At 36.7% G+C, this 18,210-nt stretch carries 14 protein-coding genes and 1 tRNA gene; 11 read left to right on the plus strand and 4 right to left on the minus strand.

Going from position 1 to position 18,210, the window contains the following annotated elements; all coding sequences use genetic code 11:
• Positions 1–97 precede the first annotated feature (97 nt).
• From D2K60_RS19350 to D2K60_RS19365, 4 genes are read right to left on the minus strand one after another with little or no spacing between them, the layout of a single operon-like run.
• On the minus strand, positions 98–994 hold the full coding sequence (locus D2K60_RS19350; RefSeq protein ID WP_117170752.1) for a metal ABC transporter permease: 897 nt from the start codon (positions 992–994) through the stop codon (positions 98–100).
• A complete protein-coding gene (locus tag D2K60_RS19355) occupies positions 991–1,863 on the minus strand; it encodes a metal ABC transporter permease (RefSeq protein WP_117170753.1) in 873 nt (290 codons plus the stop codon). Before D2K60_RS19355 ends, D2K60_RS19350 begins: the two co-directional genes overlap by 4 nt.
• A gap of 1 nt (position 1,864) precedes the next feature.
• The gene (locus D2K60_RS19360) at positions 1,865–2,617 is read right to left on the minus strand and encodes a metal ABC transporter ATP-binding protein (RefSeq protein ID WP_117170754.1); all 753 of its coding nucleotides are present in this window, start codon (positions 2,615–2,617) and stop codon (positions 1,865–1,867) included.
• 15 nt (positions 2,618–2,632) lie between these two features.
• Positions 2,633–3,562: a metal ABC transporter solute-binding protein, Zn/Mn family gene (locus D2K60_RS19365; protein WP_117170755.1), complete on the minus strand. Its 930-nt coding sequence runs from the start codon at positions 3,560–3,562 to the stop codon at positions 2,633–2,635.
• A gap of 312 nt (positions 3,563–3,874) precedes the next feature.
• Here D2K60_RS19365 and D2K60_RS19375 point away from each other — a divergent pair.
• The 11 genes from D2K60_RS19375 to D2K60_RS21235 all read left to right on the plus strand — a co-directional run bounded on the left by D2K60_RS19375 (position 3,875) and on the right by D2K60_RS21235 (position 18,118).
• A tRNA-Gly gene (locus D2K60_RS19375) sits at positions 3,875–3,948 on the plus strand.
• 759 nt (positions 3,949–4,707) lie between these two features.
• Positions 4,708–6,393, plus strand: a complete 1,686-nt coding sequence (locus D2K60_RS19380; RefSeq protein WP_117170757.1) for an ABC-ATPase domain-containing protein — start codon at positions 4,708–4,710, stop codon at positions 6,391–6,393.
• A 33-nt stretch (positions 6,394–6,426) separates the two neighbouring features.
• Entirely contained in the window at positions 6,427–7,572 is a 1,146-nt protein-coding gene (gene queG, locus D2K60_RS19385) for a tRNA epoxyqueuosine(34) reductase QueG (protein WP_117170758.1), read from the plus strand.
• 60 nt (positions 7,573–7,632) lie between these two features.
• Positions 7,633–8,505 carry an amidase domain-containing protein gene (locus D2K60_RS19390; RefSeq protein ID WP_117170759.1) on the plus strand — a complete coding sequence of 291 codons (873 nt, stop codon included), beginning with the start codon at positions 7,633–7,635 and terminating at the stop codon, positions 8,503–8,505.
• Between the two features lie 52 nt (positions 8,506–8,557).
• Positions 8,558–9,037 (plus strand): tRNA (cytidine(34)-2'-O)-methyltransferase, encoded by a 480-nt coding sequence (locus D2K60_RS19395; RefSeq protein ID WP_117170760.1) that lies wholly within the window; start codon positions 8,558–8,560, stop codon positions 9,035–9,037.
• 133 nt (positions 9,038–9,170) lie between these two features.
• Entirely contained in the window at positions 9,171–11,066 is a 1,896-nt protein-coding gene (locus D2K60_RS19400; protein ID WP_117170761.1) for a PrkA family serine protein kinase, read from the plus strand.
• 890 nt (positions 11,067–11,956) lie between these two features.
• Positions 11,957–14,818, plus strand: a complete 2,862-nt coding sequence (locus tag D2K60_RS19405; protein ID WP_117170762.1) for a 2-oxoglutarate dehydrogenase E1 component — start codon at positions 11,957–11,959, stop codon at positions 14,816–14,818.
• Positions 14,819–14,850: 32 nt separating this feature from the next.
• A complete protein-coding gene (odhB, locus tag D2K60_RS19410) occupies positions 14,851–16,107 on the plus strand; it encodes a 2-oxoglutarate dehydrogenase complex dihydrolipoyllysine-residue succinyltransferase (protein ID WP_117170763.1) in 1,257 nt (418 codons plus the stop codon).
• A 125-nt stretch (positions 16,108–16,232) separates the two neighbouring features.
• Positions 16,233–17,387 (plus strand): sporulation protein YhbH, encoded by a 1,155-nt coding sequence (gene yhbH, locus D2K60_RS19415; RefSeq protein ID WP_117170764.1) that lies wholly within the window; start codon positions 16,233–16,235, stop codon positions 17,385–17,387.
• A gap of 201 nt (positions 17,388–17,588) precedes the next feature.
• Positions 17,589–17,876 carry a GNAT family N-acetyltransferase gene (locus D2K60_RS21230; protein ID WP_338048383.1) on the plus strand — a complete coding sequence of 96 codons (288 nt, stop codon included), beginning with the start codon at positions 17,589–17,591 and terminating at the stop codon, positions 17,874–17,876.
• Positions 17,877–17,902: 26 nt separating this feature from the next.
• Positions 17,903–18,118, plus strand: coding sequence for a GNAT family N-acetyltransferase (locus tag D2K60_RS21235; protein ID WP_338048384.1), 216 nt, complete (start codon positions 17,903–17,905; stop codon positions 18,116–18,118).
• The last annotated feature ends 92 nt before the right edge of the window (positions 18,119–18,210 follow it).

The raw sequence follows: 18,210 nt of genomic DNA on the forward strand, positions 1-18,210 counted from the left end.
ATAATTACCTCCTTTGATAGTTTTATAAAGATCATTATAACAAATATTCATAATAATAGCGTGAGAAATAATATCTCTCACGCTAAATAGAATTGATTCAATATGGTTGTACTTTTGTTGTTTTACGTTTCGAACGCTTATTCCAAGTTTTAAATATAACACCGTGCTTTGGACTAAACAAAAAGGCAAGTGAGAAAAGAATTCCAGCTGCTGTTGCCATTGAACCTGCAATAGAAACATTCCAATAAACAGCACCTATATATCCTAATAATGCAGAAATAACACCAACAACACCGCTTAGGATTAAAACGTTTAAAAAGCGATCAGTTAAAAGATAAGCAGTTGCACCAGGTACAATTAACATGGCCACGACGAGTATTGCACCCACACTATCAAAAGAAGCAACAGTAGACAACGATACCATAGTCATTAGTAAATAGTGAATAAAGACAACAGGCACCCCGATTAACGAAGCGAACTGTGGATCAAATGTAGATGTTTTAATCTGTTTATAGAACAAACCGATTAATATCAAATTTATCACTAGTACACTACCAAGCATCCAAACTGCTTTGGGGCCATAATCATTTCCATTAATCTGAACAGTATCCCAAGGTACAAAAGCGATTTCTCCCATTAATGCGTGATTTGTATCTAGGTGTACTTGATCACCAATAAAGGAAATAAACACAACAGCTAAGGCAAATAATGTTGTGAAGACAACCCCGATTGCTGCATCTGATTGCACCCCTGAATTATCTAAGGCTTCTACTAGAAATGCAGTCAATAAACCAACAATGGTTGCGCCAATAAGCATTGGAATACCATTTAAAGATTGTGTGATAAAGAATGCTCCAACAATTCCTAAAAGCACCGTATGACTAATTGCATCTGCAATCATTGACATTTTACGTAAGACTAATAAGGAACCAGTAACCCCACAAGTTAGTCCTACAAGACAACCAGTAAGAATAATCCAAAATGTATAGGTCATGCTACTTTCACCCCCTTTAGCAAAATGCCTTTACGCTTACCAAATAATAAACTAATGAAAAAAATGAGGGAGGCACTTAAGACGATCATAGGTCCAGTTGGTAAGTCACTTATAAATGTACTCATACTTGCACCAACCATACCGGATACACCTCCAAATATACCTGCTAACCATGCCATCACACTCAAATTTTCAGTCCAATATCGAGCAGCTAATGGTGGAGTAATTAATAAAGCAGCAATTAATACAACTCCGACCATTTGAATGCCAATTACAACAATTCCGACAATGAGAAAAAGTAAAACCCCATTAAAGAATCCTACAGGAATACCTACGCCACGTGCGAATGAGGGGTCGAAAATACTTATTTTAAATTCTTTAAAACAAAATGTTGTAACAATCATTAATAGTAGGGAACTAATAGCGATTAATTGTACATCGCCCTTAACTAAAGAAGCGGCTTGACCAAAGATAAATGAATTTAATCCCGCTTGGTTCCCACCAGAATTTTGTTGAATATATGTTAATAACACAATTCCGAAGCCAAAGAATACGGAAATGATTATTCCTATTGCTGCGTCTGTTTTTATTCTAGAGTGTTTTATAATAACTTGAATAGCTTGTGTTGCTAGCAGACTTGTAATAGCAGCACCTATTAATAATAGCGGCATTGATTTTTCTTGAAATATAATGAAAGCAATACAGACTCCGGGAAGTGCAGCATGTGCCATTGCATCACTGATGAGACTTTGTTTTTTTAATAAAACAAAACTTCCGATCATGCCACTTGCGAATCCTAACAATAAGCTGCCCATTAATACCCATTGTACATTTGCATTTGAAAACAACGAGATAGCTTCATCCCACATCCTACAATCCTCCTTGAAGTACGATTGGAGTCTTTTGTAAGAATGATATGTTACCACCATATGTGCGCTCTAAATTATCTAAGGTAAAAACCGACTTTGTTTCACCATATGCAATAGGAGTTTTATTAAGTAATAAAACATGATCAAAGTAATCTTCAACTGTTTGTAAATCATGATGAACAACAAGAACAGTTTTTCCTTGATTTTTCCATTCCTTCATTAATTGAATAATTGCTTTTTCTGTTGCAGCGTCAACTCCAGCAAAAGGTTCATCCATAAAGTAAATTGTTGCATCTTGAGCAAGTGCACGAGCCAAGAATACACGTTGTTGCTGTCCGCCTGAAAGTTGACTGATTTGTCTCTGTGCATAATCTAGCATGCCAACTTTATCTAGACAATTCCGTGCCCAGTCGATATCTTTCTTTTTCGCTCGTTTAAAGAAACCAATTTCTCGATAACTACCCATTAAGACAACATCAAGTGCATTAGTAGGGAAGTCCCAATCAACTTCACTTCGTTGTGGAACGTAGCCAATTAATTTCTTTTGCTGTGCATAAGGTTTCCCAAAAACCTGTATGTCACCTGTTTGCATCGGAACGAGACGTAATATCGCTTTAATTAATGTTGATTTCCCAGCTCCATTGGGACCGATAATACCTGTTAGTGATCCAACTGGTACATTAAAATCAACTTGATCAAGGGCGGGCTTTTTATCATACAAAACTTTTAAATTCTTTATTGTTAAAGCATTCATTTTCACATACCTCCTTTATTTTAGTGCATCGACAATCGTATCAACATTATGTTTAAACATTCCTATATACGTACCTTCTATCGTTCCAGCTTCACCCATTGCATCAGAATATAACTCTCCGCCAATGGAGACTTCATGCCCAGCTTCTTGCGCTCCTTCAACAACTGCATTAATCGAACGATCAGAGACGCTACTTTCAATGAACACACCTTTTACGTTTCTTTCAATTAGTAGATTAATAATTTGCTGGACATCATTGACACTATAATCAGATTCCGTACTTAAACCTTGTAAGCCAACAACTTCAAATCCATAAGCTTTGCCAAAATAATTAAAAGCATCATGAGCGGTAACTAAAACTCTACTTTCCTCAGGTATTTCCTCAAAACGTTCTTTTGCATAAGCATCTAATTCTGCTAGCTCTGCTAAATAATCAGCTGCGTTTTGACTGTATGTTTCCTCGTTTTCTGGATCTATAGCGATTAAATCATCACGTACCGCCTCTACACTATACGACCACGTCGATATGTCGAACCATACGTGAGGGTCAGTGATAGTGGGGCTTTCTGGATCACTTAATAATTTGTCTTCTGGAATATTTTCAGATACGGGTGTTGTTGTTTTGTCTTGTTCCATTTGTTCGAAGATTTCGCCCATCTGCCCTTCTAAATGAAGCCCGTTATAAAATATGATTTCAGCTTGATCTAATGTTTGGATGTCTCCTTGAACGGCACTGTATAAATGAGGATCAACACCAGGTCCCATAAGGCTTGTTACCTCTACATGTTCTCCACCAATATTTTCAACCGCATCTGCTATCTGTGCGATTGTTGTAACTACTTTTAATGGTTCCTCTGCTGTATTAACAGTTTCCTCATCTTGTGTAGCACATCCCAATAGACCGACTAACATGAACCCCATACTAATAATTAATTGTTTTTTCACTATAAATTCCTCCTTTTAAAATTAGCTTTGTATAAACGTTATGCGTTAAACTAAAAATGTTTCCCTAATGCAAATTATATTCTTTAAGGAAAGAATGTCAAGAGATAATGTGTGATTTTACATAAATTTAATCGTTTAAAGTTATTAGCCTATATACAGATACCTAACAATAATAGTTGTTTTACAAAGAAAATCGGCAAAATCTGCAAGAAGGGGTTGCATTCACAAAATTGGCTAGGTATAATAGAGAACATCAATTCAAATAGCGCCAGATTATCTGACAAAGAATTTGAAAATTGCCCAATTAAAAATGCGGGTGTAGTTTAGTGGTAAAACCTCAGCCTTCCAAGCTGATGTCGAGGGTTCAATTCCCTTCACCCGCTCCATACATATGTGTACAACGCAGTGTTTCGTTGATTTACAACGAAGTATTGCGTTTTTTTGATTGGTGCTACATTAGTGCCTCAACTTTTTCACCAAAAAAATAAGTGCTAATTGGTGACTGTTTTAAATTTGAAGTATATCTATTCTATTGCTTGACAGTCTTAAAAAAAGCCTACTTTCTAAAAGATTGTCGTTTATTACAAAACATGTATAAACTTCGATATAAACATTAATCTGACGAACTTGATATTAATTGCTAGTGAAACTTTCTTAGCCGCTACGTCAGCAAATGGATTCCCTTTCCGTGGGCAACAGCCTCAGCTAACTTGGTAAAGAAGAACGCTTTACCAAGTGGATCTTCGGCTTGTGCTGTTCCCACATTAGTGTCATCCATTTGCTTCCTTCGCTAGACAGACTTTAAATGTAGTAGGTTATTACTATCTGTTGACTCATAAAGTTATATTGTGGTTTTGACAATCAGTGAACGAGTTGAAAAATATCCAAAAAGGTCTGTTATCGTTGATATAGCGCCTCCCTCGATTAACACTACCAACTAGCGACGGAAAGCGTAGTGTATTTCCATAGCGAGTTAAGCCTGTACGTCATGATGATTATGATAGGGGTACTAAGTCAACTTCAACTTTGGATTTCGAGGCGGAAGTCGTGTTAGTAATATATAGTTAATTTGATGTATTGCTTGATACATGCTCAAGAAAGGTTGTATCCTAAGAAGGCACAATGTATGAGAAGGTGGTTTGAAAATGAAACAATTAGAAGAAAAGTTACAACAAATAGATGGTAAAGGTTATAAAGCATACAAATCGATTCATGGGAGATATTCATTTCATCGATTTGAATTGTGTGTGGACTATGTCCAAGGTGATCCATACGCCACTCCTTCAAAAGTCCGCATAATTATACCAACCGCTTACCGAAAAATAAGATCGGATTGGAAGGAAGATCGTAATCGAAAAATATATGTAGAAGATATGATAGCCCGCAGTGTAGCTAAGTCCATTGCTCAAAATACGTTAGATAATAGAAATTCAATCGTCATAGATGAACCAGGACAAGAAATTTTAGAGCGAACTGCTGTGGCACTTGACGGGGAACATGTAACGATCTGCTTAACTGTTAGCCTGCCAGCAAACGGACGTCGCATTAATGGAAAAGAAGCAAAATATCTTTTCTTTGAAATGATGCCTCGTGTTTTAGCTGGTTCGATTTTTACTATTAAAGATGAAGAGTTGGAAGAGGCAGTTAAACTCTCTGATCAACATCAAGCTATTCGAGCGGAAATGATGAAGAATAATTGGATATCGTTTGTTGCAGATGATGCAATCCTACCCCGAGAAAATGGAATAAGTAACCGCCCATTAATGAACGCTGTACCGTTTAAAAGTCCAGTTGCTAATCGTGTTAAAATCGAACTTCCACACCGGAAGGAAGCTATTTCTGGATTGGCGATATCCAAGGGGATTACACTTATTGTAGGTGGTGGTTATCATGGTAAAAGCACGCTACTACAAGCGATGGAGCGTGGTGTTTACCACCATATTAAAGGTGATGGACGTGAATATGTCCTAACTGATCCCGCGGCAGTAAAAGTTCGAGCTGAAGATGGTCGGAAAGTTAGTGGTGTGAATATCTCTGCTTTTATCAATCAGTTACCACATCAACAATATACAACGAAGTTCACGACAGATAATGCAAGTGGAAGTACCTCACAAGCAACGAACATTATGGAAGCTCTAGAAGCGGGAGCAAATACGCTGTTAATTGATGAAGATACGAGTGCAACAAATTTTATGATAAGAGATAGACGGATGCAAGAACTGGTTGCGAAAGAAAAAGAACCGATCACACCGTTTATAGATAAAGTTAAGCAGTTAAAAGATCAACTGGGCATATCCACTATATTCGTTATGGGAGGATCTGGTGATTATTTTGATGTAGCTGATCAGATAATAATGATGGACGAATATGTCCCAGAAAACGTAACAAAGGCAGCAAAAGAAATAGCCAGTAAGTATCCTGCAAATCGTATCGAAACAAACGAAACAGATTTTGGTGATGTATCAAGTCGCATTCTTTTACAAAGTAGCATAAAACCGTTTAAAGGGAAGAAATCGAAAGTACAAGCAAAAGGACTGTCAACAATAATTATCGGAGAAACTACGATTCAATTGGACTATCTTGAACAGCTTGTCGACAGTTCCCAAACGAGCATGATTGCTATGATTATCCGTTATTTGGATAAAAATCAAATTTTGAAAAATGAACTGACAATCGCCCACTTATTAGAAAAAATAGAAATGCAATTTGAAACAGAGGGTCTTGCGTCATTTGCCCCATATCCTAATAAACATCCAGGCGAACTAGCTAGACCACGTCGTTTTGAAATAGCAGCTGCGTTAAATAGAATGCGAACTGCAAAAGTTAAGTAGCTTTTATCAAGAATAAGGAAAGGAGGTAAACATATGGCTTATGAACAATTAAAAGCAGAAATCATTGCTTATAGTAAGGAAATAGGTATTGATAAGATAGGATTTGCTGCTGCGAATGAATTTTCGGAAATGAAATCCCGTTTGAAACTACAGCAAGAAGATGGCTATCAGTCTGGTTTTGAAAAGGGAACGATAGAAGAACGTACAGAGCCAGAACTTTTATTAGCTAATGCGCAATCAATAGTAGCGATTGCAGTGGCCTATCCGTCCCGATTAAAGAACCCGCCTAAAAGTAAAAAAGGGGATCGTCGTGGTAACTTTTGTCGTGCTTCATGGGGTGCAGATTATCATACAGTTCTAAATGAAAAATTAGATAAATTGAGTGCATTTATGGCGACAAAAATAACGGGATTTCAATTTCGATCAATGGTAGATACAGGTGAGTTATCAGATAGAGCTGTGGCAGAGCGAGCAGGTATTGGTTTTAGTGGAAAAAATTCAATGATTATTACCCCTGAATTCGGTTCTTATGTCTATCTAGGCGAGATGATAACTAATATTCCATTTCCTCCTGATCAACCAGTAGATGATAGCTGTGGTGCATGCACAAAATGTTTGGATGCCTGTCCAACTGGCGCACTAGTTGCACCGGGAAGGTTAAATGCACAAAATTGTATTGCTTTTGTTACACAAACGAAGGGATTCTTGCCTGATAAATATCGGGACTTGATGGGCAATCAACTATATGGTTTTGATACATGTCAGTTAGTTTGTCCAAAAAACAAGCAAGTGGATACCCATTTACATCCTGAACTAGAGCCTGATCCGGAGCTTGTTAAGCCTAAATTACTACCGTTGCTATCGATGTCAAATCGTGAATTCAAAGAGAAATTTGGTTCAATGGCAGGGAGTTGGAGAGGGAAAAAGCCAATTCAGCGTAATGCTATTATTGCATTAGCACATTATAAAGATGAATCGGCAGTAGATGAGCTAATACGTTTAATGAAAGAAGATCCACGACCAGTAATTCGTGGAACTGCCGCATGGGCAATTGGGAAAATTGGTGTACCATCGGGTTATGATGCCATTCGTTCCGCGCGATCAACCGAAGCGGATGAAGAAGTTTTAGAAGAAATGGAAAAAGGTTTAAGATTTGAGCAAACAAAAATGAATGTGTAAGCCTGAAGTTCATGCTCTTCTCACTAAGTTCATATAAATAGTGTAGAGGAGTTGATATAAATGCCATGGACAAAAAAACTGCAACACTATTGGCAAGAACAATTGGCTGTAGATCGTACTTCAGTAGCTGATAATTGGATCGCATCAAAGAAAAAGTTACATGAACAAAGAGGTAACAAAGTTCCACATGTGTTTGGGCAAGGGAAAATTATTAGAAGTAGAGCAATAAATCAAAAAGAAGTACAAATTGACTATTTGCTAAGTGTCACGTTATTAATAAAACAAGAAGCAAATTTTTATCAAGAAGAGGAACAATGTGAACATCACTGTTCCTTCTATAAAGGCACGTTAGTAGAAGATAAACCAATAAGTGTAGAATTGGATCCATCATTGGAAGTAGTTCAGTCAGTTGCAGAAGAACCGTTGTTAAAAGTAGGAGAAAAACGGTTTTCTTATGATCGTCGTGCAGCTGTTCAATATGCTGAACGGTGGTGGAACGATTATAATCCAGCATATAAAAAATTCGATGTAGATTGTACCAATTATGTTTCCCAATGCTTGCATGCTGGTGGTGCACCGATGAGAGGGTACGCTAATCGTTCCAACGGTTGGTGGTATCAAAATGAAAATTGGAGCTACAGCTGGGCGGTTGCCCACTCACTTCGGTGGTATTTAAGTGGCTCGTCGCATGGCTTAAAAGGAAAAACCATGGAAGAGGCAAATCAACTACTTCCAGGCGATGTCATTTGCTATGACTTTGAAGGTGATGGGAAATGGGATCATAACACGATTGTTGTTAGTAAAGATGAAAATGGTATGCCTTTAGTAAATGCCCATACAAACAACAGTAGGCATCGTTATTGGGATTATCAAGATTCATATGCATGGACACCAGAATGCAACTATAAGTTTTTTCGTATAGGTGAAGATTAAAGGCTTTTTATGCTATAATAAGCTAGTTATTATTGTTCTAGAGGTGAAAAAAATGGGCTTACATGTCGTATTATATCAACCAGAGATCCCTGCGAATACCGGAAATATTGCACGGACTTGTTTAGCAACAAATGCAACATTACATCTTATCCATCCATTAGGATTTTCAACGGATGATAAAATGCTTCGTCGTGCTGGGCTTGATTACTGGCAAGATGTTAAGATTATGTATCATGATTCAATAGAAGAATTGTATCAGAAGTTTCCAGTAAGTGAATTTTATTATATCGAGAATTTCGGTGAAAAGTATTATAGTGATTTTGATTTTAGTGACACAGAAAAAGAGCTTTTCTTTGTATTTGGTAGAGAAACAGATGGTATACCAAAGGCTTTGTTAGTAGGAAAAGAAGATCGTTGTCTACGAATTCATATGGCGCAAAATGACAAGGTTCGTTCACTGAACCTCTCTAATACCGCTGCGATAATTGTCTATGACGTTTTAAAACAGCAAGGTTTTCCAAATATGCATTAAAATAATAAGCACGATTCATTGGTGAAAGACTAATGAATCGTGCTTATTTTATGCTAGTAAACATTCATTTTCTTTAGGTACATGACATAGAATAGGAGTATCTAGTGAAAGGGATACTTAGGGAGGCATATGGATGGACATATTGCGTAGGGTAAAGGAATATCGCGAAGAACAGGAAAAATTAAGATGGGAAGGCACGTTGAAAGATTATTTAGAACTGCTAAAGGAACGACCATATTTGGCTCAATCTGCACATTCGCGGGTATATCAAATGATTAAGGATCAGGGAATAGAAGAAATAGATGGACACAAACAATATAATTTTTTTAAAGATCAAATTTTTGGTTTAGAAGAATCATTAGAACGGTTAATTGAAGAATACTTTCATCCAGCAGCAAAACGACTTGATGTGAAAAAGCGGATACTATTATTGATGGGTCCTGTTAGTGGTGGTAAATCAACGTTAGTTACCTTGTTAAAAAGAGGGCTAGAAGCATACACCTTTACAGATAAAGGCGCGGTTTATGCTATCAAAGGTTGTCCAATGCATGAAGATCCGCTGCATTTGCTTCCACATCACCTTCGCACTGAATTTGAACAAGATTATGGGATTAAAATAGAAGGTAATTTATCACCACTTAATGTGATGCGTTTAGAAGAAGAGTATGAAGGTCGGATTGAGGATGTTTTAGTAGAACGAATCTTCTTTTCAGAAGATAAACGTACAGGTATCGGTACGTTTAGTCCATCAGATCCTAAATCACAAGATATTGCAGATTTAACTGGTTCAATCGACTTCTCTACAATAGCAGAGTATGGTTCAGAGTCTGATCCGCGTGCTTACCGGTTTGATGGGGAATTAAATAAAGCAAACAGAGGCATGATGGAGTTTCAAGAGATGTTGAAGTCAGATGAAAAATTTCTGTGGCACTTATTATCTTTAACACAAGAAGGAAACTTTAAAGCGGGAAGGTTCGCATTAATTTCCGCTGATGAACTGATTGTTGCGCATACGAATGAATCAGAGTATCGCTCTTTTATTTCTAATAAAAAAAATGAAGCATTACACTCTCGGATGATCGTAATGCCAATCCCATATAATTTAAAAATGAGTAAGGAAGAACAAATTTATCAGAAAATGATTGAAGAAAGTGATATTAAAGAAGTGCATATAGCACCACATACTTTGAAGATTGCAGCGATGTTTACTATCCTAACGCGTTTAAAGGAGTCAGTAAAAGGTAGCGTTAGTTTACTTAAAAAGATGTATCTATATGATGGTCAAACTGTTGAAGGGTTTAGTGATTCAGATGTACCAGAGTTAAAGAAGGAATTTAATGATGAAGGAATGAGTGGAATTGATCCACGGTATGTAATTAATCGTATTTCATCTACTATTATAAAAAAAGAGATACATGCAATCAACGCCCTAGATGTGTTGCGTTCTTTAAAAGACGGTTTAGACGCACATGCATCTATTTCGAAAGAACAAAGGGAAAGTTATTTAAACTTTATTTCCGTTGCACGTAAAGAATATGATGAGTTAGCGAAAAAAGAGGTACAAAAAGCATTTGTATATTCATACGAAGAATCAGCTAAGACGCTTATGGATAACTATTTAGATAACGTGGAAGCCTTTTGTAATAAATCAAAACTTGAAGATCCATTGACTGGTGAAGAAATGCAACCAGATGAAAAGCTAATGCGATCAATAGAAGAACAGATTGGTATCTCTGAAAATGCAAAAAAAGCATTTCGTGAGGAGATCCTAATTCGTATTTCAGCTTATGCGAGAAAAGGGAAAAAATTTGATTATCAATCACATGAGCGCTTACGTGAAGCGATTCAGAAAAAACTATTTGCAGATCTAAAAGACGTCGTGAAAATTACAACATCATCGAAAACACCAGATGAGCAACAATTGAAAAAAATGAACGAAGTTGTTGCCACATTGATTGATGAATATGGATATAATTCAACATCTGCTAATGATTTGTTGCGTTATGTTGGAAGTCTGTTAAATCGTTAATCCTCCATTTGGGGGATTTTTTTTATTCTTAACTCAAATTTTGAAGTGTAAAACAGACACTTAAGTCTAGGTATAACAAGGAAGTCTCGCAATCCAAAATAGAAGTTAACCTCACACATCCTTCGAAATCAACTGCATTTCAACTGACGCACTTGAGAGAAACTCTGTTGTGTGTCTTACAACTTTAGACACGCTACGGTAGCAAATGGTCTCGCTTTCCGTGGGCACAACCTCAGCTATCTATAGAAGCAAAGAACGCTTCTATAGAGGATCTTCGGTTTGTGCTGTTCCCACAGGAGTCTCAACCATTTGCTACCTTCGCTGGATAGACTTTAAAAGTAATACGTTATCTGCTTGTCATAAAGTTTTATTGTGCTTATCACAATAGTTGTTCACATTATATTGATTGTAGCGTAGGGCAGTCGATCCTCGAAAATATAGTTCAATTTTCTTCGTGCGGTGTTGGTTCAGGAAGTAAATTCAAAGTCCTGCGGGAAAAGCAAGATCTGAAGATCCACTTCGGAAAGTGCTTTTTGGGCCTGCGATTACTCGGCCCACCGTAAACATTTGCTTTACGAAGTTAGCTGAAGACTTGCCCGCGGAAAGCGACTGCCTGAAGCGGAAATCAACATGGCAGTTACGAAAGAGTCCATGTTAATTATGTCATTGACAACAATTTTTTAGAAAGCAGACCTTTTTAAAGAATGTCACGTAATAGAACAGATATAATCCAACGCAACATAACCAACGATTAATGCTTATTTTTAAATTGAGAAAGTTGAGTTCTTTAAAAAAAACAGCATTAATTTGGGTGAATAGCACATTGTTTCCTTGAAAAGAATAGGTTATATTAAGAAATAAGAGTTACTCTGAAGACATGGAGGGATTTTATGACGCAAAGAGAATCAAAGGAACGATTCTGGCGCAACATTCATGCTGCTAACAGAAGCTACATGGAAGAACAATATCGCATGTTTATCCAAAACGCTGCTAGTGTTCCTGTATCCTTTCGTGACATGTTTGAACAATATGGTGCCCCTAACTGGGCTGAACAATCTATAAATCAAAAAAACAGTAACGATATATCGTTTGATATGCTAAAAAAGGTAACTGCGACCATAAAACTCGTTGAAGCAATACGACGATATGGACATCTTGCAGCTAAGATTTATCCTGTAGGCAGAAAGAAAAATCGTCATTCGACATTAATTTTACCTGAGAGTTATGGATTATCGGAACAAGACTTAATGGCAATCCCAGCAACAATGATTTGGGAAAAACCTACCGCTGAGCTCGAGACAGCGCATGACATTATTGACATGTTAAAAGGTTGTTATTCTGATACAATATCTTTTGAATATGACCACGTGAATCAACATGAGGAACGAAAATGGTTACAAGAACAAATTGAGTTTGGGGATTATCTGGTTCGTTTTACAGAAAGTAAGAAAAGAAACTTATTAACGCATTTGATCGAAGTTGAAGGATTCGAAAATTTCCTTGGAAAAACATTTGTTGCGCAAAAGAGATTCTCAATTGAAGGTTTAGATGTTATGGTTCCGATGCTAAATTTACTTGTCCAACAATCTTTATATGACGAGACAGAAAATGTCATGATTGGGATGGCGCATCGTGGACGATTAAGTGTATTAACACATATTTTAGGGAAACCATTCGATTTATTATTCTCTGAGTTTCATCACGCACAGAATAAAGCATTGCTTCCAATTTCTAATACGCATTCTATAACATATGGTTGGACTGGAGATGTGAAATATCATTTTGGCGCAAAGCGTGATATTGGTAAGGAGAAACCGTCTCCGACTCGAATCACTCTAGCACATAATCCGTCACATTTGGAATTTGTAAATCCTGTAGTGGAAGGTTTTACACGTGCTTGTCAAGATTACCGTTTTCAATCGGGATATCCAGAACAAGACCAAGATAAAGCATTTAGTATTTTAGTACATGGTGATGCTGCATTTATTGGGCAAGGTGTAGTTGCTGAAACACTTAATTTAAGTGCCTTACCTGGTTATCAAACAGGTGGAACGATTCACTTAATTGCTAATAACCAGATTGGTTTTACAACAAATCATCATCAGAGTAGATCAACGCGTTATGCGAGTGACTTAGCAAAGGGTTTTGAGATTCCAATTGTTCATGTTAATGCGGATGACCCAGAAGCGTGTCTTTCAGCAATGAAATTAGCATATGCTTACCGTAAGAAATTTCATAAAGATTTCTTGATTGATCTTGTCGGTTATCGGCGCTACGGTCACAATGAAATGGATGAGCCTAGAGCGACACAACCGGCACTTTATCAAGAGATTGATCAGCATCCAACAGTTACAGCACTTTATGCTGAGAAGTTGATTAAAGAAGCAGTTATAGATACAGATACTTTCCATTCTATGAAAAAGAAAGTTTGGAATGAATTGCAAGCGATTTATGAAAATATGAAAGAAAATAATAATGATGAACACGAACCAAAGGCTGCTCCAACAGCACTAGCTAATGGCTTGGATCAAATTAATACTGCTGTGCCATTTCAGTTACTGAACAAATTAAATAAAAAGTTACTAGATCGTCCAGAAGGTTTCACTACGTTTAAAAAGTTGGAAACAATATTGAAAAAGAGAGCACGAGCCTTTGATTCGAATCAAACAGTTGATTGGGCTAGCGCAGAAGTTTTGGCATATGCGACGATTTTGGCAGATGGTATTCCAATCCGTTTGACAGGTCAAGATACAGAACGTGGTACATTTGCGCACCGTCATCTCATGTTACATGATATAAATTCCGGTGAACAGTATTGCCCGTTGCACGGTTTAGATAATGCAACTGCATCATTTTCTATCCATAATAGTCCTTTATCAGAAGTAGCTGTATTGGGGTTTGAATACGGCTATAGTGTGGAAGCGCCGAAAACACTTGTTATATGGGAAGCGCAGTTTGGCGATTTTGCAAATGTTGGTCAAGTTATGTTCGACCAATTTATTTCAGCGGGTCGAGCGAAATGGGGAGAAAAATCAAATATGGTATTTTTATTACCTCATGGTTATGAAGGACAGGGACCCGAACATTCAAGTGCTCGACTGGAACGGTTTTTAACCTCAGCTGCAGAGAACAATTGGATTATTGCAAATGTCACAACAAGTGCACAATACTTTCATTTATTACGTAGGCAAGCTGCACTCGTAGATAGTGACGCAGCTCGTCCACTTATTGTGATGACACCGAAAAGTTTGTTGCGACACGCTGCAGTTGTTTCAAACATAGATTTATTATCAGAAGGAAGATTTGAAACGTGTATGTCAACCAGTAAAGAAGCAGAAGATTATTGTAAGGTTAAACGTATTATAATCGGTAGTGGAAAAGTTATGGTTGATTTAAATGAGGCGTTAGCCAAATTAGACAACACAGAATGGCTACATGTCATTCGACTAGAGCAAATCTATCCATTTCCAAAGCATGAAATAGATGTTATTTTTGCTGCTTGTGAAGGGTTAGAGGAAGTGATTTGGATTCAGGAAGAACCAGAAAATATGGGAGCATGGAATTTTGTGAAGGATAGATTATATCAGTTATTACCAAAGGCGGTTAGACTGCGTTTTGTTGGTCGATGCAAAAGATCTGCCCCTGCTGTAGGTGATTTGTCTATTCATAAAAACGAACAAAAGCATCTTATTGAAACTGCTCTTGAAGACAGAACAAGTGCTTTTAAGAAGCCTGCATATTTCGTAAAATAATCTATCGTTTGGAAAATGGGGAGGATGTCCTGATGATCGAATTAAAAATTCCGGAGTTAGCTGAATCTATTACAGGTGGAACGGTTGTAGAGTGGTTTGTAGAAACAGGTGCTATCGTAAAAAAAGGCGACCCTGTTTTAGAAATAGAAACAGATAAAATTAATGTGGAAATACCTGCAAATACGAGTGGTGTCATAAAATCAATTCGGAAGCAAGTAGAAGAAGAAGTAAATGTCGGTGATATAGTAGCAATTATTGATGATAAGCACGAATTATCCTCGGGTAAAGCAGAAAAAGTTGATACACAACCAACAGTTCAAGGGCGTACGATTCATACAGGTGAATTAAAAAAGGCTGTGGATTACATTGTTGCAACACCTTCAGCTAGGAAAAAAGCGCGACAGTTAGCTATTGATCTGAAAGAATTAAATGGACAAGTTCCCCTCACTAGAATTCAGTCTAGTGATGTAGAAGCATTTGCCAAACAGAAAGAATTAATTAACGAAAAAGTAGAAAACAAAGCACCAACAATTGATTTTGTACAAGAGGAAAAACAAGTAACAAATAATACGAAAAATGAGCGTGCAAAACAGATTGAAAGAATTAAAATGAGTCCGCGTCGTCGAACGATTGCTAAACGATTAGTGGAAGCACAACAAGAAGCAGCAATGCTGACTACGTTTAATGAAATTGACCTATCAGTAGTGATGGAGATACGCACGAAACGAAAGGATACATTCTTTAAAAAACATGGTGTTAAGCTGGGTTTTATGTCGTTTTTTACGAAGGCCGTTGTTATGGCGCTCAAGGAGTTCCCCGTGTTAAATGCAGAGTTACAAGATGATGAAATTCTACTGAAGAAGTTTTATGATATTGGGATCGCAGTTTCTACGAATGATGGTTTAGTTGTACCAGTACTTCGCGCGGCGGATGAACTTGGATTTGCTCAAATCGAAGCGGAAATAGGTCGATTAGGTGAGAAAGCGAAGGCAAGGAAGTTAGAGTTGAGTGATTTACAGGGCGGAACGTTTACGATTACAAATGGTGGTGTATTTGGGTCATTATTTTCAACACCTATTTTAAATACACCTCAGGTTGGAATTCTAGGGATGCATACTATCCAGAAAAGACCAGTTGTACTAGAAGACGATACTATTGTAGTTCAACCAATGATGTACGTTGCTCTATCATATGACCATCGAATAGTTGATGGGAAAGACGCTGTCCAATTTTTGAAATATCTAAAACAATTACTTGAAACACCATATGATCTTTTATTAGAAAGCTAAACAACGAGTCACAGTAAATGTGACTCGTTGTTTTTAAGTTAAATTAATTGATTTTTCTAAATATTAATCAAAACATTAAATACTGCATATAATAAGTAAATACACAAAAAGGAGGGGATTTACACATGTCTAAAAGTTTCTTGATTTCAGAAGATGACTGGTCACTTCATCGCAAAGGATATGATGATCAAAAGCGTCATCAAGATAAGATTAAAGATGTTCTAAAGCAGAAGCTCCCCGACCTCGTAAGTGAAGAAAGTATTATTATGTCTAGAGGCAAAAATATTATTCGAATTCCAATTCGTTCGTTAGATGAATATAAAATCCGCTACAGTCAGGAAAAAAATAAGCAAGCAGGGCAAGGAGATGGTAAAAGTAAGGTTGGTGACACTGTCGCAAAGGGTGGTAAACCTAAACAGGGTGATGGAAAAGGCGAAGGAGCCGGCGATAAACCTGGAACGGATTACTATGAAGCTGAAATATCTATGGAAGAATTACAAGAGGCTTTCTTTAGTCAACTAGAGTTACCTAATTTACAGGAAAAAGAGAAAGATAATATCGTAGTATCTGATATTACCTTTAATGATATACGAAAAAAGGGACTAGAAGGTAATATTGATAAGAAACGTACTTTATTAGAGGCCTACAAACGAAATGCAAGGCAAGGTAGTGCTGTGTTTCATCCGATTTACCCTGATGATTTACGTTTTAAAACGTGGAATGAAATTGAAAAACCACAATCGAAAGCTGTTGTTTTAGCAATGATGGATACGAGTGGAAGCATGGGACAATTTGAGAAGTATGTGGCGCGTAGCTTCTTTTTTTGGATGACTCGCTTTCTTCGAACTAACTATGAAACAGTCGATATTGAATTTATAGCCCATCATACGGAGGCAAAAGTAGTAGATGAAGAAGCTTTCTTTTCTAGAGGCGAAAGTGGAGGGACTATTTGCTCTTCAGCTTATAAAAAAGCATTAGAATTGATTGAATCAAACTATGATCCTGCTCGTTATAATATTTATCCTTTTCATTTATCTGATGGTGATAACCTTACCTCAGACAATAGACGATGTGTAGCTTTGGTAAAAGAACTGTTATCATATGCAAGTTTATTCGGTTATGCCGAAGTGAATCAATATCAGCGTCATTCTACATTAATGCAAGTCTTTAAAGAATTTGATCAGCCAAATCTAGATCATTTTATCATACGAAAAAAAGAAGATGTTTATTACGCCATGCAGCACTTCTTTAAGAATGATAAAAAGGAAGTATATGCATAATGAAAAATGGTTGAGGATAAGTGTGAGTAGTTTAATTTTCGTGGATGAACTATTTATGACCAAATTGTACTTTGATTTGGTCTTTTATATTTATGGATGGGAAAAAATTATGTTTATGCAAACTGACTCTTTGAAAGGTATTGGAATATTTATGATAAAATAAATGTAAAGAAGATTATATATACCAAGGGAGAGCCGAGAATGTTAATACATAAGATTGATGAAGAAGTTTCATTGAGAATGCTCAATGAAGATGACGCTGAAGAATTCTATAAATTAACCATTAATTCAAAAGAATATTTACGAGAATGGCTTGGTTGGCTGGATAACATTAAAAGTTTAGAAGATAGTACTCAAAATATAAAAGCGAGATTAAAAGCGTTTGCTGAAAATGGTGGATACCCAAAATCTTTCGCCATTATCTATAAAGGAGTCATTGCAGGAACAATAGGATTTAATGACATTGATAAGAGAAATAAAATTGGTTAGGTGTGAAGTTTCAAGGTGTGGGTGTTATGTCGAGAGCTTTTAAGACTATAATTGATTATGGGTTTAACGACCTTGGACTTAATAAAATTGAGGTGAATGTCGCTACTGAAAACAACAAAAGTAGAGTACTTCCTGAACGTTTTTGCTTTAAAGAAGAAGGTAAATTAAGACAAGCAGAGTGGCTATATGACCATTATGTGGACCACGTTATTTATGGGCTTTTGGCTGAAGAATATAAATAAATATTTAGGTTTAATAATAAATAAACACTATGAAAAATGCTTGGAATTTCCAAGCATTTTTATGTGTTAAATTTTAAGCGATTTATACTGCC

This window comes from Paraliobacillus sediminis, assembly GCF_003426055.1.

Coding starts and splice junctions, on each gene's coding strand:
- D2K60_RS19350 (WP_117170752.1), bottom strand. CDS start 994: ATGACCTATACATTTTGGATTATTCTTACTGGTTGTCTTGTAGGACTA.
- D2K60_RS19355 (WP_117170753.1), bottom strand. CDS start 1,863: ATGTGGGATGAAGCTATCTCGTTGTTTTCAAATGCAAATGTACAATGG.
- D2K60_RS19360 (WP_117170754.1), bottom strand. CDS start 2,617: ATGAATGCTTTAACAATAAAGAATTTAAAAGTTTTGTATGATAAAAAG.
- D2K60_RS19380 (WP_117170757.1), top strand. CDS start 4,708: ATGAAACAATTAGAAGAAAAGTTACAACAAATAGATGGTAAAGGTTAT.
- queG (WP_117170758.1), top strand. CDS start 6,427: ATGGCTTATGAACAATTAAAAGCAGAAATCATTGCTTATAGTAAGGAA.
- D2K60_RS19390 (WP_117170759.1), top strand. CDS start 7,633: ATGCCATGGACAAAAAAACTGCAACACTATTGGCAAGAACAATTGGCT.
- D2K60_RS19395 (WP_117170760.1), top strand. CDS start 8,558: ATGGGCTTACATGTCGTATTATATCAACCAGAGATCCCTGCGAATACC.
- D2K60_RS19400 (WP_117170761.1), top strand. CDS start 9,171: ATGGACATATTGCGTAGGGTAAAGGAATATCGCGAAGAACAGGAAAAA.
- D2K60_RS19405 (WP_117170762.1), top strand. CDS start 11,957: ATGACGCAAAGAGAATCAAAGGAACGATTCTGGCGCAACATTCATGCT.
- odhB (WP_117170763.1), top strand. CDS start 14,851: ATGATCGAATTAAAAATTCCGGAGTTAGCTGAATCTATTACAGGTGGA.
- yhbH (WP_117170764.1), top strand. CDS start 16,233: ATGTCTAAAAGTTTCTTGATTTCAGAAGATGACTGGTCACTTCATCGC.
- D2K60_RS21230 (WP_338048383.1), top strand. CDS start 17,589: ATGTTAATACATAAGATTGATGAAGAAGTTTCATTGAGAATGCTCAAT.
- D2K60_RS21235 (WP_338048384.1), top strand. CDS start 17,903: ATGTCGAGAGCTTTTAAGACTATAATTGATTATGGGTTTAACGACCTT.